The 22371-nt window shown below is 72.9% G+C and carries 12 protein-coding genes; 2 read left to right on the forward strand and 10 right to left on the reverse strand.

Annotation, left to right across the window (positions count from 1 at the left end; translation table 11 throughout):
- The first annotated feature begins 31 nt into the window (after positions 1-31).
- Entirely contained in the window at positions 32-2074 is a 2043-nt protein-coding gene (locus ACZ7D7_RS27265; RefSeq protein WP_470827678.1) for a glycoside hydrolase family 31 protein, read from the forward strand.
- A gap of 70 nt (positions 2075-2144) precedes the next feature.
- On the opposite strand, the gene ACZ7D7_RS27270 is transcribed toward ACZ7D7_RS27265, so the two are convergent.
- From ACZ7D7_RS27270 to ACZ7D7_RS27300, 7 genes are all read right to left on the reverse strand, one after another.
- The gene (locus tag ACZ7D7_RS27270; protein WP_470827679.1) at positions 2145-2858 is read right to left on the reverse strand and encodes a glycoside hydrolase family 12 protein; all 714 of its coding nucleotides are present in this window, start codon (positions 2856-2858) and stop codon (positions 2145-2147) included.
- Positions 2859-2905: 47 nt separating this feature from the next.
- On the reverse strand, positions 2906-5128 hold the full coding sequence (locus ACZ7D7_RS27275; protein WP_470827915.1) for a glycosyl hydrolase family 95 catalytic domain-containing protein: 2223 nt from the start codon (positions 5126-5128) through the stop codon (positions 2906-2908).
- Between the two features lie 38 nt (positions 5129-5166).
- Complete coding sequence (locus ACZ7D7_RS27280; protein WP_470827680.1) at positions 5167-7134, reverse strand: beta-galactosidase; 1968 nt, start codon at positions 7132-7134, stop codon at positions 5167-5169.
- Positions 7134-9305: a 1,4-beta-glucanase gene (locus ACZ7D7_RS27285; protein WP_470827681.1), complete on the reverse strand. Its 2172-nt coding sequence runs from the start codon at positions 9303-9305 to the stop codon at positions 7134-7136. Before ACZ7D7_RS27285 ends, ACZ7D7_RS27280 begins: the two co-directional genes overlap by 1 nt.
- A 153-nt stretch (positions 9306-9458) precedes the next feature.
- Positions 9459-10400: a carbohydrate ABC transporter permease gene (locus ACZ7D7_RS27290; RefSeq protein WP_470827682.1), complete on the reverse strand. Its 942-nt coding sequence runs from the start codon at positions 10398-10400 to the stop codon at positions 9459-9461.
- Positions 10397-11431 (reverse strand): ABC transporter permease, encoded by a 1035-nt coding sequence (locus ACZ7D7_RS27295; RefSeq protein ID WP_470827683.1) that lies wholly within the window; start codon positions 11429-11431, stop codon positions 10397-10399. Before ACZ7D7_RS27295 ends, ACZ7D7_RS27290 begins: the two co-directional genes overlap by 4 nt.
- 27 nt (positions 11432-11458) lie before the next feature.
- A complete protein-coding gene (locus ACZ7D7_RS27300; RefSeq protein WP_470827684.1) occupies positions 11459-13150 on the reverse strand; it encodes an extracellular solute-binding protein in 1692 nt (563 codons plus the stop codon).
- Between the two features lie 371 nt (positions 13151-13521).
- On the opposite strand from ACZ7D7_RS27300, the gene ACZ7D7_RS27305 reads away from it, so the two are divergent.
- Positions 13522-16356, forward strand: coding sequence for a glycoside hydrolase family 3 C-terminal domain-containing protein (locus ACZ7D7_RS27305; RefSeq protein ID WP_470827685.1), 2835 nt, complete (start codon positions 13522-13524; stop codon positions 16354-16356).
- 79 nt (positions 16357-16435) lie between these two features.
- On the opposite strand, the gene ACZ7D7_RS27310 is transcribed toward ACZ7D7_RS27305, so the two are convergent.
- The 3 genes from ACZ7D7_RS27310 to ACZ7D7_RS27320 form a co-directional block, all read right to left on the reverse strand.
- The gene (locus ACZ7D7_RS27310; RefSeq protein ID WP_470827686.1) at positions 16436-17881 is read right to left on the reverse strand and encodes an aldehyde dehydrogenase family protein; all 1446 of its coding nucleotides are present in this window, start codon (positions 17879-17881) and stop codon (positions 16436-16438) included.
- A gap of 157 nt (positions 17882-18038) precedes the next feature.
- Positions 18039-19691 carry a PucR family transcriptional regulator gene (locus ACZ7D7_RS27315; RefSeq protein ID WP_470827687.1) on the reverse strand — a complete coding sequence of 551 codons (1653 nt, stop codon included), beginning with the start codon at positions 19689-19691 and terminating at the stop codon, positions 18039-18041.
- 245 nt (positions 19692-19936) lie between these two features.
- On the reverse strand, positions 19937-22348 hold the full coding sequence (locus ACZ7D7_RS27320) for a type IV secretory system conjugative DNA transfer family protein (protein ID WP_470827688.1): 2412 nt from the start codon (positions 22346-22348) through the stop codon (positions 19937-19939).
- Positions 22349-22371: the final 23 nt, after the last annotated feature.

Raw genomic sequence — 22371 nt, forward strand, 5'->3', positions numbered from 1 at the left:
CCATGCCCGCACTCCTCCAGGAGCGTGCTTCGTGAATCAGCCCGCCGAGCTGCAGCCCAAGGTCAGCCTCGCCCAGTCCTCGCCCACCGTCGGCACGTTCCGGGAGCGGGACGGCGCGCTGGAGTGGAGCGGCCGCCAGGAGACCGTACGGATAGAGCCGTGGGGGCCGGACGCGGTCCGGGTGCGGGCCCGGCTCGGCGGGCCGGTGCTCGAAGGGCTGCCGGGCGCCCTCCTGGACGAGGCGCCGGCCGCCGGCGGCACCGTCGAGGTCGAGGACGGGCGCGCCACGCTCACCGTCGGCGCGCTGACCGCCGAGGTCGACGCCGAGGGCATGGTCCGCTTCCTGCGCACCGGGGACGACGCCGAGCTGCTCGCCGAGGAGCGCGCCCACTTCTGGTGGCCGGGCCCGCGCCTCTACACGGCGGTCGGCAACGGCCATCACCGCCTGGAGCAGCGCTTCGCGGCGTACGAGGGCGAGAAGCTGTACGGCCTGGGGCAGCACCAGCACGGGCGGCTTGACCAGAAGGGCCTGGTCGTCGACCTGGTGCAGCGCAACGCCGAGGTCGGTATCCCGGTGCTGACGTCCAGCCGGGGCTACACGCTGCTGTGGAACAACCCGGCGATCGGCCGGGTGGAGCTGGCGCACAACGGCACGCGGTGGGTGGCGGACTCGGCCCGGCAGATCGACTACTGGATCACGGCGGGCGATCCGGCCGACGGGCAGCGCCGCTACAGCGCGGTGACCGGCCGTACGCCGATGCTGCCCGCGTGGGCGGCCGGGTTCTGGCAGTGCAAGCTGCGCTACCGCACGCAGGACGAACTGCTCGCCGTGGCACGGGAGTACAAGCGGCGGGGACTGCCGATCGACGCGATCGTGTGCGACTTCTTCCACTGGACGCATCTGGGCGAGTGGCGGTTCGACCCGGCCGAGTGGCCCGACCCGGCGGCGATGGTGCGGGAGTTGGACGAGCTGGGCATCAAGCTCGTGGTGTCGGTGTGGCCGTCGGTGTCGCCGCTGTCGGAGAACCATCCGGTGATGGAGCAGCGCGGCTATTTCATCGGCACGCAGTACGGCCCGATGGCGCACGCCGACTGGCCGGACAAGGAGGTCGCGTCGACGGTCCAGGTCGCCTTCTACGACGCGACCAACCCGGACGCCCGGGAGTTCGTGTGGTCGCGGATCAAGGAGAACTACCTGGATCCGTACGGCATCACCGCGTTCTGGCTGGACGCCTGCGAGCCGGAGCTGAAGCCGGGCTTCTCGGAGAACCTGCGCTACTGGGCGGGCCCGGGCCTGGAGGTCGGCAACATGTACCCGGCGGAGAACTCCCGCACCTTCCACGAGGGCCTCACGGCGGCCGGCGAGACCGAGGTCGTCACCCTCAACCGCTCGGCGTGGGCGGGCAGTCAGCGCTACGGGGCCGCCCTGTGGTCCGGTGACATCGGCACCGACTTCGCGACGCTGCGCCGCCAGATCGCGGCCGGACTCAACACCGCCCTGTCGGGCATCCCGTGGTGGAACACGGACATCGGCGGCTTCCACGGCGGCGATCCGGACGACCCGGCGTACCGCGAGGTCATGGTCCGCTGGTTCCAGTTCGGCGCGCTGTCGCCGCTGATGCGGCTGCACGGTTACCGCGACCCCGGCATGCCGCTGGGCCCGGACATGACGGGCGGGCCCAACGAGGTGTGGTCGTACGGCGAGGAGGCCGGTGCGGTCATGGAGCGGTACCTGCGGCTTCGGGAGCGGCTCAAGCCGTACGTCCTTGAGGTCATGCGTCAGGCGCACGAGGAGGGGCTGCCGGTGATGCGGCCGCTGTTCCTGGAGTTCCCGGCGGACCAGGCGGCCTGGTCGGTGGACGACGCCTATCTGTTCGGCCGGGATCTGCTGGTCGCGCCGGTGCTGACGGCGGGCGCGACGGCCCGCACGGCGTACCTTCCGGCGGGCGCGACGTGGACGGACGCGTGGACGGGTGAGACGTACGAGGGCGGGGCGGCCGTGACGGTGGACGCGCCGCTGGACCGGATCCCGCTGTTCCTGCGGGACGGGGCGCGGCTGCCGGTCGCCGAGTAGCGGGGCGGAGCGGGGCGGCCGGGTCCTGTCCCGGCCGCCCCCGTCCCCCGTGGTGCGACTGCCGCGGACGTCAGCCGCCGGAGACCGTGAGGTTGTTGGTGGTGAAGTTCAGGCCGCCGGACGACGAGGTGATCTCGTAGCCGAACTGCACGTCACCGATGGTCTCGTTGCCCATCCAGCCCTTGGTGTCCTTGATCCACTTCAGGATCGGAAGGATGTTGACGGTGCCGGCGGTCGAGTTCGAGGTACGGATGAAGGAGAACACCTCGTTGTGGCCGTTGCTGCCCTTGTAGACCGACCAGGAGTGGCCGCCCAGCGTCACGGTGCCCTGCGCGGAGCCGAGCGGTCCGACGGGGCCCGTCTTGTTGACCCAGAGCATGATCTCGTAGTCGTAGTCGGTGTCCCAGATGTCGTAGGACGTGTTGTAGGCGCCGGACGACGGGACGGTGACGTTGTAGCTGCTGGTCAGCGAACCGATCGACGTGATCGGCTTGTTGATGACCTTCTTGGAGTTCGGGTACGACTTGATGCCGCCGGTGTTGGGGTGGTCGGCCCACACGCCCCAGTTGGTGCCGGAGTTGGCCCACACGCACTGGCTGCCGGCGCCGGAGCCCCAGATGTTGTTGTAGAGGGTGTAGCCGCCCAGCGTGGTGTTGCCCCACTGGTCGCAGGAGTTCCAGACGGCTGCCTGGGCGGGGGCGGCGGCGAGGCCGACCGTGGCGCCGAGCGCGAGCGCCGGGGCGAGCAGGGCCTTGGTGACCTTGCCGAGGGTGCTTGTTGCCATGGTGTTCCTTCCATGGGTGGGGGGAATTGCCGGGGAATCGCAGGGGTCTACCGCGCCCCCAGGGTGAGGACGCGGTCCTCTCCGGCGACCAGGTCGAGCGGTTGGGCGCCGGACGAAGTCCGCAGTTCGACGCGGTGGGTGCGGCCCGGGCGCAGCACGGCGGTGACGCCGTCCGGCCCCCAGGCGAGGTCGAGTTCGGCCCCGAACCGGGTGCGCACGCCGCGCAGCCGGCCCGTCGGGTACGCGGCCGGGAGCGCGGGCAGCAGGACGAGGCGGTCCGGGGTGGACTGCACGAGCGCCTCGACGAGCACGGCGGGCAGGGTGTGCGCGGCGTCGGCGTTGTAGACGTCGCGGCCCGGGTAGTGCGCGCTCATCAGGGAGGCGTGGAAGAAGTCGCCGCCGAGGACCTGGTCCAGGGCGTGGGCGACGCGGTCGGCGTCGCGGAGCCGGGCCGCGATCAGGGCGTGGTGGAGGTGGCCGTGCGCGGAGTCGTTCTCGGCGCCGCGCAGTTCGAGGGCGCGGTGGGCGGCCGCCGCGAGGCCGGGGGTGTCGTAGGGGTTGATCTCGTCCAGGGGCCAGACGCCGTAGAGGTGGCTGAGGTGGCGGTGGTCGTAGGAGTCGTCCAGGCCGGGGTGGGCCCACTCGGCGAGGGCGCCGTCGGCGTTGATCCGGTGGGGCGGGAGCCGGTCGGCGAGGGCGCGCAGGCGGTCGGCGTCGGGCCCTGGGTGGTAGTCGGCGGCGGTGCGCAGGGCGTGGCGGGCGGCGGAGAGGTCCATGGCGGCATTGATCGCGCCCCAACCGGCGTTGGCGGGCCGGTTCTCGGGCGAGTAGGACGGCACGACGACGAGGTGTCCGTCGGCGTCGGTGCGGGTGAGGAAGTCCTCGTAGAACCGGGCGACTTCGGCGAGCGCGGCGGCGGTGCGCGGGTCGCGGGTGCCGTGGATCTCGTCGTGCTCGACGAGCGGTTTCAGCAGCCAGTCGGCGCCGGCGGTCCACAGGTGGAGGGGGTACTCGCGGCTGAAGTGGTACGCGTGGCCGGACTCGCCGTCGGTGTGCGCGGGCGCGACGACGCCTCGGGCGCCGAAGATCGCGCGGGCGTTGTCCCGCCAGTGCGGCAACTGCCGTTGGACGAGGGCGGCGAGCGCCTCCGTGACCTCGGGGAGGGCGGTGGGCGCGGCGGCGGCGGTCTGGAGGTTGAGGTTGGCGTCGTTGGTGAACGCGCCCGACCAGGCGGTGTTCCAGTCGCCGGTCCACAGGCCGGTGAGCCGGGGCGGGCACAGGCCACTGGCCGACAGCAGGTGGTAGCGGCCGGCCGCGAAGAGGCGCTCCAGCAGGGCCGGGCTGTGGGGCCGCGCGAGGAGTTCGGAGCCCGGCAGGGCGCGCTCGGCGGGGTCGGCGTCGAGGTCGAGTTCGACGCGCTCGTAGGCGGTGCGGTGCAGGGCGAGGTGCCGGTCGAGGAGGTCGTCGTAGGGCCGGTCGGTGAGCAGGGCGCGCAGGGCGCGGGACTCGGCGAGGACGTCCAGTTCGCCGGTGTGGCGGCGTACGCGGGTCAGCAGGAGCACCTCGGTCGCCGCGGTGACGTGGGCGCCGGGCGGGGTGATCGTCGTCGTGCCGCCGGTGACGACGGCCAGGCTGACGCCCGTGTAGCCGAGGTCGCTTCCGGGGTGGCGGACGCGCAGGCTGAGCAGGGCGCCGTCGGCGGTGCGGACGCTGCCGTGGCCGACGGCGAGGCCGCCGGGGGCGCCGGGCAGGCGGTGGTCCAGGCCGATGCCGAGGGTGAGGCGGGGAGCGGTGACGCGGTGCACGATCACGTCGTCGGCGCGGGAGACGAAGACGCGGCTGGTCCGGTCGCCGTGGACGGCGGTCGTCTCGCCGGTGGTGAAGTCGACGCGGCGGTGGTGGCGTCCGGCGGGGGCGGGGTCGCGGCGCAGGCGGACCTGGAAGGCGGGGTGGAAGGGGCGCACCCACTGGAGCGGGCGCCCGTCGGTGAAGTCCTCGGCGGCGGTGAGGTCGCCGGACAGCAGACGGTCCTGGAGGGCGTGGAGCCGTTCGGCGAGTTGTGGTGGCTCGCGGTGCTCGTCGCCGTTCGGGCGGACGAGGGTGTGATGGGTGACGACGACACGGTCGTCGTTCGGATCGCCGAACACGAGGGCGCCGTGGTGGCCGTTGCCGGTCAGGAAGGCGTCCTCCCACCGGGCGGCGGGGCGCGGCTCCCAGGTGCCGTGCAGGGGCCCCGCCCCGGGTGTGGCGCCGGGGCGGGCGCGGCTCACGCCCTCGGTCGGCGGGCGCACGCCCTCGTCCCGCACGCTCACGGCTTCAGCACCGCCGCCCCGTACCGCCCCAGGGTGACCCGGTCCGTGACGACGGTGTCCGTCAGCAGGTCGCGGTGGGTGCCGGGGACCTCGACGGTCACCTCCCCGCGGCCGTGGTGCAGCAGGAACAGCAGGTCGCCGCGGCGTACGGCCTCGACGTCGGCCGGCAGCCCGTCGAGCACCGGGCGCACCCCCGCGCCGGCGGCCACGCGGGCGAGGAGGTCCCGCAGCGCGTCGGGCTCGGGGAGCGTGGAGACGTACCAGGCGCGGCCCTTGCGCAGGACGGCGGGCAGCCCGTCGAGCTCGCCGCCCCGGTAGGAGAGGGACTCCTCGGCGGTGCCGTCGGTCTCCAGTTCCTCCGTCCAGAGGGTGCCGGTGAAGCCGTCGCAGTCGGCGCGCTCCCCCGCCTCCAGCGGCCACCACTCGTGCAGGGTGCGGATGCCGAACAGCGCGCGCAGCCGGGCGTCCATGCCGCCGGGGCGGATCCGGTCGTCCTCGTCGGCGACGCCGGTGAGGAAGCCGCAGACGAGGGTGCCGCCCTGCCCGACGTAGGCGAGGAGGTTGTCGATCGCGGCGTCGGTCAGCAGGTAGAGCTGGGGGACGACGACGAGGCGGTGGGCGGTGAGGTCGTGCTCGGGGTGGGCGAAGTCGGTGGTGAGGTGGGCCCGCCACAGGGCGCGGTGCCAGGCGGTGAGGACGTCGGGGTAGGTGACCTCGCGCGAGGGGCGGGCGTCCTGGTCGCCGGCCCACCAGGAGTGCCAGTCGTGCAGGACGGCGACGTCGGCGGTGCAGTGCCGGCCGGCGACGTCGGGCGCGATCCGGGCGAGGTCGGCGCCGAGCCGCTTGACCTCCTGGAAGGTACGGCCGTGCTCCCCGGCGTGGCTCACCATGCCGGAGTGGAACTTCTCGGCGCCCTGCCGGGACTGCCGCCACTGGAAGTAGCAGACGGCGTCCGCGCCGCGCGCCACGGCCTGGAGGGACCACAGGCGGTTGAGCCCGCGCGGCTTGGGGTGGTTCACGCCCCGCCAGTTGACAGCCCCGGCCGCCTGTTCCATCAGCATCCACGGCCCGCGGGCCTGGGACCGGGTCAAGTCCTGCACGAGCGCGCCGGCCTGCGCGCCGTACGGGTCGCGCGGGTCGGGGTAGAGGTCGACGGAGACGACGTCCTCCTCCTCGGCCCAGCGCCAGGCGTCCAGGCCGGCCCACAGCGGCATGAAGTTGGTGGTGACCGGCAGGTGCGGGGTGTGGCGGCGCACGATGTCGCGCTCGGCGGCGTGGCACTCCAGGAGCATGTCGGAGGTGAACCGCTTGAAGTCCAGTACCTGCGCCGGGTTCTTCAGGTAGTGGGCGTGCCGGGGCGGCAGGATCTCCGGCCAGTCGCCGTAGCCCTGGCTCCAGAAGGCCGTGCCCCAGGCGGAGTTGAGGGCGCCGAGCGTGCCGTACCGGGCGCGCAGCCAGCGGCGGAAGCGGACGGCGGCCTCGTCGCCCCAGTCGTAGGTGCAGTACTCGTTGTTGATGTGCCACATGGTGAGGGCCGGGTGGTCGGCGTAGCGGGCGGCCAGGTCCTCGGTGACGGCGGCGGCGTAGCGGCGGTAGGTGGCGCTGGAGTGGGAGAAGTGCTGGCGCCCGCCCCACCACTCGGTGCGGCCCTCCGCGTCGCGCGGCAGGGTGTCCGGGTGGAGGCGGCCCAGCCAGGGCGGCGGCGAGGCGGTGGGGGTGGCGAGGACGACGCCGACGCCGTGCTGGTGCAGCAGGTCCATCAGCCGGTCGAGCCAGGCGAAGTCCCGTACGCCGGGCTGCGGTTCGATCCGGGACCAGGAGAAGACGCCCACGGTGACGGAGTTGACCCCGGCGTCCCTCATCAGGCGGACGTCCTCGGCCCAGGTCTCCTCGGGCCACTGCTCGGGGTTGTAGTCGCCGCCGAACAGGATGCGGCCGCGGGTGACGTCGGCGAGCGCCGGCATCAGACGGGCTCCCCGTACTGGATGCCGCGCCCGTTGGTGGCGACGTAGACGCGGCCGTACACGCGCGGGTCGCCGGCGATGGTCTCGCCGGTCCAGCCCCACTGGTGGGCGTCGTCGTTGATCCGCGTCCAGGTCTTCGCCCCGTCGTCGGAACGGTGGATGGCCGTGGTGGCGTCGGTGGCGCCGACCTGGTAGATCGCCGGGTAGTCGGCGCCGTCGGCGGCCCTGCCGAAGCCGAGGGCGTACGAGGCCCAGCAGCTGTCGACCTTGGTGAAGGTGCCGCCGCCGTCGGTGGACCGGTACAGCCCGTGCCACTTGGCGCTGAGCCAGAGGTCGCCGGCCCGGCCCGGCGCGGTGACGAGTTTGAACTGGCCGTCCCCGGACGGCAGTCCACCGGCCCGGACGCTGAAGGTCAGGCCGCCGTCGGTGCTGACGTGCACGCTGCCGGAGTCGGTGTCGTAGGCGTAGAAGCGCTTCGGGTCGACGGGGTCGGCGACCGGGGTGGCGCCCTTCGGGAAGGTGGCGACCTCCGTCCAGGTGGCACCGTGGTCCGCCGAGCGGTGGGCGGCGTACTTGGTGCCGTCCCAGTGCACGAAGGTCCACAGCAGCACACGGCCGTCGGCGCTCACGGCGATGGGCCCCGGCGCGTCCTTGGCGATCGCGGGCTGCGCCGCGAAGGGCGCCCAGCTCTTCCCGCCGTCCTCGGAGTACGCGCCGTTGCCGTGGTCGCCCCAGCCGGTGCGCACCACGTACGACGGCCGTGCCGCCGCCTGCGCCAGTCCGGTGGCCGTGCCGAAGACGGGGTTGTCCGCCATGCCGCGCGACGGGGAGGCGTGGAGCCGCTCGTGGTACATCACGCCGATGTCGCCGAGCCCGCTGATCAGGTGCGCCTCACCGGCCGGGGGCGAGATCAGCTGCCGCACGGAACTCTCCTCCAGGCCGCGGATCTCCGGAGCCCAGTGGACGAGGTCACGGGTGCCGTAGAGGGTCGCGCCGGTGCCGAACACGATGTGCTCCGCGTCGTACGGGTCGACGGCGAGCGCCTGGATCCACCACCCGAACTTGGGCCGGTCACCGCCCCACTTGAGGTACGGCGTCTCGGAGACGTCGAGTACGGCCGTGTCCTTCAGGGACGCCCAGCCGCGCCCGCCGTCGGTGGACCGGTACAGGGTGTCGACGGCGCCCCAGCGGTTGTTGGTGGAGACGACGACCGTCCCGGGCCGCCGAGCGTCCACGGCCACTCCCCCGTACCCGAAGGTGTCCGCCGCCCCGTCGGGCCTCACCGGCGTGACCTCCGTCCACCGCCCGTCACCGACCCGCACCTTGTGCACGCTCCCGTCGGCCTGCCCGTTGGGCCCCGGGGCGTCGGCGTACGTCACGTACAGCTCACGGCTGTGCCGGTCGTACGCGGCCCGGATCGGCACCTTCGCGGCGGCGCCGGTGGGCTGTCCGGGGACGGCGGTCCAGGTGGCGCCGTCGGTGGTGCGGTACAGGTTGGGTGTGCCGTCGCCCCACCCGGCGTACACGGCGCGCCCGGCGGCGACGAGCAGGGTGACGCCCTGCCCGGATGGGCTGGGAGCGGCCGGGAACCCGTCGGCGGGCCGCCAGCTGGCCCCCCGGTCGGTGGACTTCCACAACCCGTCGTGCCGGGTGCCGAGCCACAGCACGTCACTGTCGCGCGGGTCGACGAGCAGCCGCTCCCCGGTCCCCCGCCCGTCCTCGTTGGCCCCGAGCTTCACGGCGAGGTCGGTCCGCTCCCAGGTGGCCCCCCGGTCCTCGGACCGCAGCACGGCCCCGTTGGACGCCCAGTCCTGGGCGTAGGTGCCGACGGCGAGGTACAACCGGCCGGGATGGGCGGGGTCCACTGCCATCGCCTCGACCCCGAGCAGGTTCCAGTCGTCCCACCCGATGTGATCGAGCAACGGCACCCAGCGCTCGCGCAGCCGGTCCCACCGGTAGGCACCCCCGATGTCGGTCCGCGCATAGGCGAGCCCGCGCACGGCGGGATGGAACAGCACACCGGTGACGAACCCGGTGCCCCCGATGACGACGTTGCGCCAGCGGTACCCGCGGGGCGCGGCGACGGCGTGAGACGCCGGAACGGCGGCGAGGGCGGCAACAGCCGCAGCCCCGGCAAGGACCCCACGCCGACTCGGACTGGACCCAAACATGACATACCTCGTTTTGTAAGGAAGGTGAGATGAGTGACTCAGGGGCGCGGGACTGTATCGATTTGCGGCTCCGCCGCGTGGGTGCGACAGGCCACAACGAGCCCGCACCCGAAAGCGCACCTCAAGGCCCCCGACCCCAACCGCGCCCGGGCTTCAGCCCTTCACCGCTCCGGTCAACATCCCCTTGCGGAAATGCTTCTGCACGAACGGCGACAACACCGCCACCGGCAGCAACGCCATCACCATCACGGCCATCTGCACGGCCAGCCCGGACAACTCCCCCGTCTTGATGGCCTGTCCGAGCCCCACCGGCGCCTCCTGCTTCTGCACCAGCTGGATCATCACGTTCTGCAGCGGCATCATGTCCTGGTCGTTCAGGTACAGCGACGCGTTGAACCACGCGCTCCAGTACCCGACCGCGTAGAACAGCGTGATCACCGCGAGGACGGCCCGCGACAGCGGCATGACGATCTGCCACAGGATCCGGAAGTCCCCGGCGCCGTCGATGCGCGCGCTGTCGATCAGTTCCTGCGAGATGCCCATGAAGAACCCGCGCAGCACCAGGATGTTGAACACGCTCACCGCGCTCGGCAGGATCAGCGCGAGGTAGCTGTCGGTCAGCCCGAGGGTCTGCACCAGCAGATACGTGGGGATGAGCCCGGCGCTGAAGAACATGGTCGCGAGCAGCAGCATCAGGAACCACCGGTGCCCGAGCGACCCGCTGCGCGACAGCCCGTACGCGCACAGCACCGACACGGTCATGGAGAACAGCGTGCCGACGAGCGTGACGAGGACGCTGATGATCGCGGCCCGGGTGACCTGGCCCCCGCTCAGCAGCTCCTCGTAGGCCACGAAGGTGATGTCCTTCGGCACCATGACCAGGCCGCCGGCCTCGTCGATGGTCCTGCGCGAGGACAGGCTCGTGACGACGACGATCCACAGCGGGAAGAGGATCGCGAGGCAGGCAAGCGTCAGCACCAGGCCCTTGCCGGCCGCGCCCGCCGGGGTGGGCTTCTCCTCCCACACCGGGCGGGGCGGCGCGGACCACCAGCGGTCGGCGGGTTCGCGCACGGGTTCGTCGAGGACGGCGGTCACTTCTTGTACACCCCCTGCTCGCCCATGAGATGGGCGACCTTGTTCGCCGCGAGGACCAGGCCGAGGCTGACCACGCCCTTGACCAGGCCGGCGGCAGCGGCGTAGCCGAAGTCCTGGTTGCGCACGCCGTTCCACCACACGAAGGTGTCGAGCACCTCGGAGGCGCCCGGCCCGACCGCGTCGCGTTGCAGCAGGATCTGTTCGAAGCCGACCGTGAGGGCGTCGCCGACGCGCAGCACCAGCAGCAGGGCGATCACGGGGCGCAGCGCGGGCAGCGTGACGTGCCACATGCGGCGCCAGCGGTTCGCGCCGTCCATCGCGGCGGCCTCGTACAGGTCGGGGCTGACCGAGGACAGGGCGGCGAGGAAGACGATGATGCCCCAGCCGGCGTCCTTCCAGACGCTCTGCGCGGTGATCAGGAAGGCGAAGGTGTTCGGGTCGGTCATGACGTCGAGCCCGTCGTACCCGTGCTCGCGCAGCAGTTGGGAGAAGATCCCGGCGCCGCCGAAGAGTTGCTGGAAGACGGCGATGACCAGCACCCACGAGAAGAAGTGCGGCAGGTAGAGCACGGCCTGCGCGACCGCCCGCACCCGGGGCCTGACCACGCTGTTGATGAGCAGCGCGAGCAGGATCGGGATGGGGAAGAACAGCACGAGCTGGAGGAAGAACAGCACGAGGGTGTTCTGGACGGCGTTCCAGAACGCGGAGTCCGCGAAGATCCGCTCGAAGTTGTCCAGGCCGACGAAGGGGCTGTTCAGGATGGAGACGACGCCGTTGTCGCTGATGTAGGGGTCGTACTCCTGGAAGGCGACGACGTTGCCGAGGATCGGCACGTAGTTGAAGAGCAGGACGAGGGCGAGGGCCGGCAGGGTCATGAGGATCAGGACGCGGTCGCGCCGGAACCTGACCCGGATGCCGCGTCGGCCCTTCGCCCGGCGCTCGCCGCCGCCGGTCGTGTCACCGGACGCGGCCGGGGTCTTCGCCGTGGTGTCGGCCTCGGGCCTGCTCCGAGGCACCGTGCTGTGGGACACGGCCGTTCTCCTTGCCTCGGTGCGGGGTCAGTTGGCGGAGCCGTTCTCGTCGAGGATCTTCTTGTACCAGTCGCGCAGTTCGTCGCCGCCCTTCTTCTTCCAGTCCGAGACGGCCTGCTGCATGTCGCTGATCTTCTTGCGGCCGCGGACGATGTCGTCCTCCAGCTGCTCGAAGTCGTTGGACAGGTTGGCGTACCGGGCGGGCTCGGTGATCTGCATGCCGTAGAAGGAGGACTTCTTGGTGAAGGCGCCCATCCGCTGCTGCCACTCGACCTGGCCCCTGGCGACCTCGGGGAAGTCGGGGTGGGCGATGGTCGGGGCGGGGCTCGCGACCATCACGAAGGCGTTCATCACGTCGATGTTTCCCTGGTCGGTCTTGACCGGGACGCCGTCCTTCACGGTGTAGTGCGTGCCCTCGACGCCGTAGTTGGTGAGCATGTACTCCTTGGTGCCGTACGGGGCCGCCGTGACGTTGGCGACGGCGAGCACGTCACGGATGACGGCCTCGGACGCCTTCTTGTTGACGAAGGCGAAGATGCCGGCGGGGTTCTTCGCCCACAGCGTCGGGTCGCCGCCGTCGTGGCCGAAGAGGTCCATGCCCCAGATCTCGAACTCCGGGTTCTGCGCGGCCTGTTCGGCGGTGCGGCTCCACCACTGGGAGATGTCCTGGTTGTAGATGAGGAACTCGCCCTTGGCGAACTTCGGGCCGGGGTCGGTGGCCTGGCTCTTGCCGAGGCGCGCGTCGGGGTGGACGACGTTCGCGGCGAACAGCTTGCGGGTCCACTCCAGCGCCTCGAGGTACTCCTCGGTCTCGATGCGGTAGATCAGCTTGCCGTCGGTCATGTTCCAGCCGAGGGACTTCTCCTCGCCGGAGAGCACCCCGAAGGCGTTGAACGCGGTCCACTTCATGTCGAGGCAGGCCCACCGCTTGGCCTTCGCGCTGGTGGCGTCCTTCGCGAGCGCCATGAACTCGTCGGCCGACGTGGGGACTTCGTAGCCCTCCTTGTCGAAGACGTCCTTGCGGTACAGCGGCGTGATGCTCGTGACGTACGACGACGGCATGGGCAGGCCGCGCAGCTCGCCGCCGAAGATGGAGCGCTGCCAGGCGTCGGTCGGGATCGCCGCGAGGTTCGGGTACTCCTTGACGGCGTCGCCGGACAGGTAGGGGCCGAGGTCGGCGAACTTGCCGATGATGGCGCTGGGGATCTTGCCCGACATGTTCCAGCCGGGGACGACCACGACGTCCGGGATGTCGCTGGAGGCGAGGACCGCCCCGAGCTTCTGGTCGTAGGTGTTGCCGTCCTGGTTCTGCCACCGGACGTCGACGCCGGTCAGGTCGTTCATGGCGCGGTAGTAGGCGTTGTCGTTCTTGGGCGGCGAGCCCCAGAACGGCGACATGACGCTGACCCTGCCGCCCTTGCCGAGCTTCTCCGGGACGGACGTCTTCAGGCCGGCCAGGTCGAGCTTGCTCGTGAAGCCGGCGGCGGAGCCGTTCTTCGCGGGGATGTCCGGCGTCACCACGCTGCCGGCGACGAAGGCGGGGAGGATCTTCTTCGCGTTCTTGCCCGACGTGGTGCCCTCGCGCGTCCCGCTGTCGGAACCGCCGCAGGCGGCGAGCAGCGGCATGCCCCCCGCCACCGCTGCGGTGGCCACCGCCGTGGAGGCGAGGAAGCTTCTCCGGCTGGTTCCGGTGGAGGCGGAGGCGGCGTTCGGCGTCATTGCGTCAACCCTTCATGGCGCACCAGGACACCCGGCGGTAGTGCCGACGGCTGCGGTGTCTCGAGTGGAACTGGCTGAGCGGGAACTGGCTGAGCTGAAGCGGCCCCTGGAAGCTGCGCACCTCCGGCGGCAGTCCCGTAGTCGAAGCGCTTCGATGTTGCTGCGAGGTTAAGTGAACGCCTGGGGGTGCACAAGAGTCGCTCCCAAGATTCCTGGGGCCGGTCGCGGTTCGCCCTCTGGCTTGTGCTGCTTGAAACAAGGGCCGGGATACGGACTTGTTGCGTCGGGGTGTCTTGACACCCGCCCGGGGTCGAATCAGCATCGAAGCGCTTCGAAAGCTCCGTGCCGTTCCATCGCAAGGGGATCCCCACGTGACCGCACACCCGCCGCCCACGCCGCCGTTCCGCGACCCGGGCCTGCCGTTCGCGAAGCGCGTCGACGACCTGCTGCCGCGGTTGAGCCCGGACGAGAAGATCGGCTTCCTGCACCAGTTCGCCCCGGGCGTCGAGCGCCTCGGCATCGCGGCCTTCCGCACCGGCCAGGAGGCCCTGCACGGGGTGGCGTGGATGGGCCGGGCGACGGTGTTCCCGCAGGCGGTGGGGCTCGGCGCGACCTGGAACGAGGACCTGGTGCGCCGGGTCGGGGACGCGGTGTCGAAGGAGATCCGCGCGATGCGCGCCCGGGACGAGCGGGTCGGCCTGAACGTGTGGTCGCCGACGGTGAACCTGCTGCGCCACCCGCTGTGGGGCCGCAACGAGGAGGGCTACTCCGAGGACCCGAGACTGACCTCGGCGATCGCCACCGCGTACACGCGCGGGCTGCGCGGCGACCACCCCGTGTACTGGCGCACCGCCCCGGTCCTCAAGCACTGGCTCGCCCACAACAACGAGACGGACCGGGACACCTCGTCCGCCTCGGTCCGGCCGCGCGTGCTCCACGAGTACGACCTGCGCGCCTTCCGCGGGGCCGTCGAGGCGGGCGCGGTGGCGGGCGTGATGCCGGCGTACAACCTGGTCAACGGCCGCCCGAACCACGTCTCCCCGTATCTGCGGGAGCACCTGCGGACCTGGACGGACGAGGACCTGCTGGTCTGCTCGGACGCGGGCGCGCCCTCCAACCTGGTCGACTCCGAGCACTACTTCGACACCCACGAGGAGGCGACGGCCGCCGCGCTGCGGGCCGGCGTCGACAGCTTCACCGACCACGGCACCGACTCCTCGAAGATCCTCGCGCGGGTCCGCGGGGCGCTGGAGCGGGGCCTCGCGACCGAGGCGGACATCGACACGGCCGTGCGCCGGCAGCTGTCGGTCCGCTTCCGGCTCGGCGAGTTCGACGGGTACGACGAGCCGGGCGCCTTCGACACCCCGGAGCACCGGGCACTCGCCCTGGAGGCCGCCGAGCAGGCGATCGTCCTCCTGAAGAACGACGGCGTGCTGCCCCTCGCCCCCGACACGCGCGTCGCCGTCGTCGGGCTGCTCGCCGACGAGTGCAAGCTCGACTGGTACAGCGGCACCCTGATCCACCGCTCCACTCCCCTGGACGGCCTCTACGAGCGGTTCGGCGCGGACCGCGTGGAGTTCGCCGAGGGCGTGGACCGGATCCGCCTGAGGACGTCCTCGGGCGCCCACCTGTCCGTGCCGCGGGCCCCGGACGCGCCCGAGGCCGAGCGCGGCGCCGAGGGCGCCCTGGACCCGGCGCTGCTCGCGGGCCGCACCGACCTGCCGCCGCTCACCACCGACGCCGAGGGCTGCGAACTCGCCCTGGTCGACTGGGGCGGCGGCGTGCTGACGCTGCGCGCGCCGGACGGCCGCTACCTGTCGGTCGCCGACGACGGCTATGTGCGCGCCTCCGCCGACCAGCCCGGCGGCTGGATCGTGCAGGAGACGTTCCGCCTGGAACCGCACGCGAACGGTCACCTCCTGAAGCACCTGGGGACGGGTCGCCACGTGCAGGTCGCCGCCGACGGCGTGAAGGTTGCCGACACCGACCCCGAAGTGTTCGAGGTGGTCGTCGCCGAGCGCGGCGAGGACGCCGTGGCCCGGGCCGCGGCACGCGCCGACGTGGTGGTGGTCGTCGCGGGCAACGACCCGCACATCAACGGCCGCGAGACCGAGGACCGCACGACACTGCGGCTGCCCGAGCAGCAGGAACGCCTGCTGCGCGCGGCCCGCGCCGCGAACCCCCGCACGGTGCTGACGCTGGTCTCCGCCCATCCGTACACGGTCGACGCGGCGCCCCTCGCGGCGGCGCTGTGGACCGCGCACGGCGGGCAGGCGGCGGGCACCGCCCTGGCCCGGGTGCTGGCCGGCGACACCTCCCCCGCCGGCCGGCTCCCGCAGACCTGGTACGCCGACGACGCGGACCTGCCCGGTCTGCTCGACTACGACGTGATCGGCGGCCGGCAGACCTACCTGTACTTCGAGGGCACCCCGCTGTTCCCGTTCGGGCACGGCCTGTCCTACGCGTCGTTCGCGTACGGCGACCTCACGGCGCGGGCCGGCGCGGAGTCGGTGCGGGTGGCGTTCACGATCACCAACACCGGTGACGTGCCCGCCGACGAGGTGGCCCAGCTCTACGCGCGGGCCGTGGAACCGTCGGTGGCGCGTCCGCGCCGGGAACTGGTGGCGCACCGCCGGTTGAGCCTGGCGCCGGGTGCCACGGCCCGGATCGACGTCGACGTCCCGCTGTCCGCCTTCGCGTTCTGGGACGTGGCGCTCGGCCGGTGGCGCGTGGAGCCGGGCCGGTACGAACTGCTCGCCGGCGCCTCCAGCGAGGACGTCCGGCTGCGGACGACACTCACCCTGGACGGCGAGCCGGGCGCGCCCCGCCCGGCCGCCGAACGCGGCCTGGCCGCCGCCGACTTCGACGAGCAGAGCGGTACGGAGATCACCGACCGCGCGAAGACGGACGGCGACGCGGTGACGCCGGTCGCGGGCGGGGCGGGCGGTGCGGGTGAACTCCTGTTCCGCTCCTGCGACTTCGGGCCCGGGGTGACCCGCGTGACGGCGGAGGTCGCCGGGGAGGGCAGCGTCGAGGTGTCCCTGGACGGCGGCGCCGCGAGGGCGGTGCTGACGCTGCGAACGCCCACGGCGGGCCCGTACGACTACACGTCGGTCACCGCCGGCTTCACCGCCGACGGCGTGCACGACGTGACCCTGAGACTGCGCGGCCCGCTGCGGCTCGCGCACGTCGGCTTCTCCGGTTGAGGGTCCGGAGAAGTCCGACCGGCGTCAGCGGCCGGAGCCCCCGCACAGTCGGGCTCCGGCCGCCTGCTCGCGGGTGGCGTCAGAGAGCGAGACCCGTGAGGACCATCACGCGCTCGTAGGTGTAGTCGTCCATCGCGAACTTCACGCCCTCGCGGCCCACACCGGACTGCTTGGCGCCGCCGTACGGCATCTGGTCGGCGCGGTAGGACGGCACGTCGCCGATGACGACGCCGCCGACCTCCAGGGCGCGGTGGGCGCGGAACGCGGTCCGCACGTCGTGGGTGAACACGCCCGCCTGGAGGCCGTACTTGGAGTCGTTGACGGCGGCGAAGGCCTCGGCCTCGCCGTCCACCTTCTGCACGGTGAGGACCGGCCCGAAGACCTCCTCGCAGGAGATCGTCACGTCGGCGGGCACCTCGGTGAGGACGGTCGGGGCGTAGGAGGCCCCGTCGCGCTTGCCGCCGGTGAACAGCTTCGCGCCGGCGGCCACGGCCTCGTCCACCCACGTCTCGACGCGCTTGGCGGCGTCCTCGCTGACCAGCGGGCCGACGTCCGTCGTGTCGTCGGACGGGTCGCCGGTGACCTGGGCCTCGACGGCGGCGACGACGCGCGGCAGCAGCCGGTCGTACACGGAGGCGTCGGCGATGACCCGCTGCACGGAGATGCAGGACTGGCCGCCCTGGTAGTTGGAGAACGTCGCGATGCGGGTCGCGGCCCAGTCCAGGTCCTCGTCGCTCGCCCAGTCGGCCAGCACGACGGCCGCGCCGTTGCCGCCGAGCTCCAGCGTGCAGTGCTTGCGCGGCACCGAGTCCATGATCGCGTAGCCGACCTTCTCGGAGCCCGTGAAGGAGATGACCGGCAGCCGCTCGTCCTGGACCAGGGCGGGCATGGCCTCGTTCGGCACCGGCAGGACGCTCCAGGAACCGGCCGGCAGCTCGGTCTCGGCGAGCAGCTCACCGAGGACGAGGCCGGACAGCGGGGTGGCCGGGGCGGGCTTGAGGATGATCGGCGCGCCGGCGGCGATCGCCGGGGCGATCTTGTGGGCGCACAGGTTCAGCGGGAAGTTGAAGGGCGCGATGCCGAGCACGACGCCCTTCGGGAAGCGCCGGGTGAAGGCGAGCCGGCCCTGGCCGCCGAGGTCGGTGTCGAGGCGCTGCGCCTCGCCGCCGTTGAACCGCCGGGCCTCCTCGGCCGCGAAGCGGAACACGGAAACGGCGCGGCCGACCTCGCCGCGGGCCCACTTGATCGGCTTGCCGTTCTCGGCGGAGATCAGCCGGGCGATCTCCTCGGTGCGCTCCACGAGGCGCCGACTGACGTGGTCGAGGGCGGCGGCGCGCACGTGGGCGGGGGTGGCGGCGAACTCGTCCCGTACGGCGTACGCGGCGGCCACGGCCTCCTCGACCTGCGCGTCGGTCGGCACGGCGACCGTGCCGACGAGACGGCCGTCCCACGGGGAGGTGACGTCGAAGGTGTCCTCGCCGGTGACCTGGCGGCCGGCGAGCCAGAAGGCGTGGGTGGAAGTCATAGCGAGTCCCGGCCCTTCCGCGTTGGGGGTGTGCTGGTGCTGTCGGGTCCACCGTAGGTGCGGTGCGGCGGGGGGTCGTTTGTCCGAGTCGTAGCAGTGGGCGCTCGCGGTAGGACGGATTGGCGTACGACAGGATCTTGGGGAGTCGGTCGGTCCGTCACTCGCTGGAGGTGGCCTTCAGGGCCAGCCACAGCTCCATGCGGACGTCCGGGTCGTCCAGGGAGCGGCCGAGGATCTCCTCCACGCGCCGCATGCGGTAGCGCAGGGTGTGCCGGTGCACGCCGAGGTCGGCGGCGGCGGCGTCCCACTGGCCGTGCCGGGACAGCCAGGCGCGGACCGACTTCACGAGGTCGCCGCGGCCGGTGGCGTCGTGCTCGTACAGCGCGCGCAGCAGTCCGTCGGCGAACGCCCGCACCGCGTCGTCGGCGAGCAGCGGCAGCACCGAACCGGCCGCGAGCTGCTCGTGCTCGACCAGGACCCGGCCGCGCCGCCGCGCCACCGACAGCGCCTGCTCGGCCTGCTTGTAGGCCGCCGCGGCGGCGATCGGCCCGGACGGTCCGGACATCCCGAGGACGAGTTCGTCCTCCTCGCCGGCCGCCGCCTGCTCCGACCTGCCCGCCTCCAGCGCGGCGGCGTACTCGCCGCAGGCCGCGACGGCCGCTCCGCCGTCCCCGGCGAGCACCACCAGCCGCTCCCCGTCCGGCACGACGAGGACGGCCTCGCCGGCGCGGGCGGCGGCGGACTCCACGACCTCGGCGAGCGCCCCGAGCGGGTCCCCGCCCGTGTCGGCGGCGGCCAGCGTGGCCGCTGACGGCCTGCTGGGCGCGGGCGTGTCCGGGTCGGCGTGGACCCGCACGGACGAGACCGCCACCGACTCGGCGACGATCACCCGGAAGGGCGCGTCCAGCAGCCCGCCGTACAGGTCGCCGGCGACCGCTCGGGCGTGGTCCGGCTCCCCGGCCAGCAGCATGCGCAACACGGCGGCGCCGAGGCGCTGTTCGGCCGCGTGCAGCGAGCGCGAGCGTTCCGTGGTGAGGGTGAGCAGGGCGATCGCGGAGTGGACGGCGTACCGCTCGGCGGTGCCGAGGGCGGCGGCCGTGCCGACGGCGAGCGCGGCGCGGGGCCGCCGGCCGGTGCCGAGGGAGTGCAGTTCGACGCGGTCCTCGTTCTCGGGGCCGCCCACCACGGAGGAGGCGGGCGCGGGCCGCTCGCGCAGCCGCTGCACGTCCTCGGTCAGCCGGGCGGCGCGCCGGACGGCCCACTCGGGTGCGGTGGCGACGACGGCGCCCGAGGCGTCGTACAGCGCGGCCCAGCCGTCGACCTGGGCGGCGAGCGCGGCGAGCAGCCCTTCCGGCCCGGCGGTGAGGGCCTGCTTGGTCAGCTCGCGCTGGGCGGCGAAGCCCGCCGTCACGGCGCGGTACTGGTCGGCGGCGATCGCGGCGGACACGGCCTTGCTGATGGCGAGGAACGGCGTGCGGCGCGGCACCTCCAGCAGCGGCAGCCCCTCCTCTTCCGCCGCCCGGACCAGGGCCTCGGGGATGTCGTCGTAGTTGACGCCGACGGCGAAGCCGAGCCCGACGACGCCCGCCTCGGCGAGCCGCTTCACGTAGCGGCGCATCGCGTCCGGGTTCTCCGCGTCGAGTTTCAGCGCCGTGATCAGCAGCAGCTCCCCGCCCTCCATGTAGGGCACGGGGTCGGCGAGCTCGCTGACGTGCGCCCATCGCACGGGCACGTCCAGGCGGTCCTCGCCGGCCCGCACGGTCAGCTTCAGCGCGGAGTGGTGGACGAGCGAGGCGAGCGTGGGGGGCATGAGGCCTTCGGGTCTCTTCGAGGGTGTCGGCTGCGGCGGTTGTCGGCGGTACGGAGAGGGCGGTACGGAAAAGGCGGTACGGAGATGGGGAGATCGGGTGATCATTGTGATCATTTGGCCGTCACGTATGAACGACCCATGCCGATTCTGCCTCACCGTACGGTCCCGTGCTCCCGCACACCCTCGCTTTCCGGCCGCCGCCGTCCGCCCCTGCCCCGCCCGCCGCCCCGGCTCCGTCGCCCGCCTCAGCCGCGGAGGTCGACCAGCAGGGGCGGCGCGTGCTCGCCCGTCACGCTGGTCAGCGACAGCACCGCGTGCCCCGGCGGTACGGCGTGCGCGAGCTCGGACGCGGACCACCGCTCCCGCTCGATCTTCCGCACGGTCACCGCTTCCGTGGTCACGGCCTTGCCCGTCACCATCCTGCGCAGCGCGTGGATGGCCCGGGTCATGGGCTGGTCGGCGAAGACGGTGTGCTGGGCGACCTCCTCGGTCTCGACCCACTCCTTGCCCCACGCCTCGGCGAAGGCCCGCCCGTCCCAGGTCGTCACCCCGGAGAACGCCATGCGGCAGCCCACCGCGCTGAACAGCGGCCCGTGCAGCGGCTCGGGCACGTCCGCGAGGGTGCGCAGGGTGAGGACCACGCCGGCGTTCAGGGAGCGCAGGCGCTGGATGCCGCGGATGGTCTCGGTGGTGAGGGCGCCCGACGCGTCGTCCAGGACGAGGCAGGCGAAGTGACCGCGGTCGCCGGTAGCGCGGGCCACGGCCGCGAACTGGGCCAGCACGAGCCGCCCGAGCAGCCGCGACGCCTCCTCGTGCCCCCGGTCCGGCAGGTCGACCCGGACGCGCAGCGGGTGGTGGCCGACGGAACGCAGCGAGAAGTGCCGGGCGTCGCCCGCGCCGAAGAACCGCTCGAAGGCGGGACGGTCGAGCAGGGCGAGCCGGTCCGCGAGCGCCGGGCCGGGGTCGGCCGCGCTGCCCGCCTGGCGGATGCGCGCCTCCAGTTCACGGCGCATGGCGGGGTGCGCGCCGGTCTCGAGCGCGTCGCGGAGCGCCGCCAGCGCGTCCCGGTCCCCTTCGAGGAGCTCCCGGAGCACCGGCACGGCGGGAAAACGCCCGTGCACGGCGCGGTACGGGCCGAGCAGCTGCGCGAGGGCGGTCGCCGCGCGCCGGCTGTCGACCACGTCGAGGTCGCCGACGAGGCCCTCGGCGAGGAAGGAGGCCGCCTCGTCCGGGTCTGTGGAGTCGGCGTAGAGGTCCAGGTCGTGGACGGAGGCGGGATCACCGAGCCGGACGACGACGTCGTACGCCGTGTCGGGGCCGAGGGACGCGCCCGCGCCGCCGACCACCACCACGGCGCAGCTCCCGGTGAGCGCCTGGAGGGCGAGGGACTCGGCGACGGGCCGGACGAGGCCGCGGGTCTTGCCGACGCCGGACGGTCCGACGGCGAGGAGGGAGGTGCCGAGGGTGGCGGGGTCGAGGGCGATGCCCGCGCCGTGCCGCTCGGGCGGGTTGGTCTTCGCCGCGACGCAGCTGCCGATCCGTACCTGGCCCACGAGCAGGTCGTGCCGCGCCGTGCGCGACGGCAGGTCCCGTTCCCCGGAGGGGTGGGTCCAGGCGGCCGCGCCGCTGCGGAGCACCGTCTCGGCGAAGTCGGCCACGCGCGCGGCGTCGCGGCGCGCCCGCGTCCAGGCGTGCCGGACACGCGCGCAGTCGACGTCGTTCATCCGGCCGGCCAGCACTTCGGCGGCGAGCAGGTCCGCCGCCCGGTGCTGTCCGGCCTCCCTGAGCTGCGGCCACTGGGCCCGGCCGAGCGACACGGTCGGGCGCGTTCCGTCGGCGGCCCGCGCCGAGCGCGCGTCGAGCCACTGCCGGGTGAGGGCCCACCAGCCGCCGATCCGCGCGAAGGGCCACAGGACGGCGGCGGTGATCAGGGCGTAGAGGCCGTAGGTGATCACCGCGGACTCGAACACCCCGACCCCGCCCGTGAGGAGAACCACGAGAGAGAGCACGGGGTCGACGACCGGCAGCACCATCAAGGGCTCGCCGGGAACGGCATCAGGCCAGACGAAGCCGAGTGTCACGAGGGCCGCACCGACTGTGATCACAACGCGGGTCCGCACCCCTCGCTGGTCAAGATAGAAGCGGCCCACGCTCAGCCAGCTTCCGACCTTGCCAGCGGCCAGGAGGATTAGCAGAGGCACAAGGCCGTCGTAGGCCCTCCTGGCGAAGAAGCCCTCCCCACGGCGCTCAATGGGCCACACCGTGCCCTTCCAGAACCAGTCGTCCGGCGTCAGCCACTTGAGGGGAACCCACTGATACGGCACGCCCCCCTCGCTCCACATGAGCCAGAGAATCAGCGCCGCAACCAAGGGGATCAGCGCCCCCGCCACGGTGCTCGGGTCCAGCTTCTGCCGCACGCTCACAGGCTGAGGGGGGCTGAACCCGAACCGCCAGACCCCCAGCCCCGCCTCCGGCCGCGCCTCGTCGAGCCACTGCGCCACACCGGACGCCGACGCCGGGTTCGGCGCGACGGGCGGCACGGGCGGGGCGGGCGGCAGGGGCGGCAGCGCGCCGGGCGGCGGCTGCGGGGGCGCGGCGGGGCGCGGTACTCGGTCGGCGTGCGTGCCGCGAGCGTCGTGCGTGCCGTCAGTGTCCATCGTGCCTGCCCCCTGGCCAGCCA

This window comes from Streptomyces sp. NPDC037054, assembly GCF_055606745.1.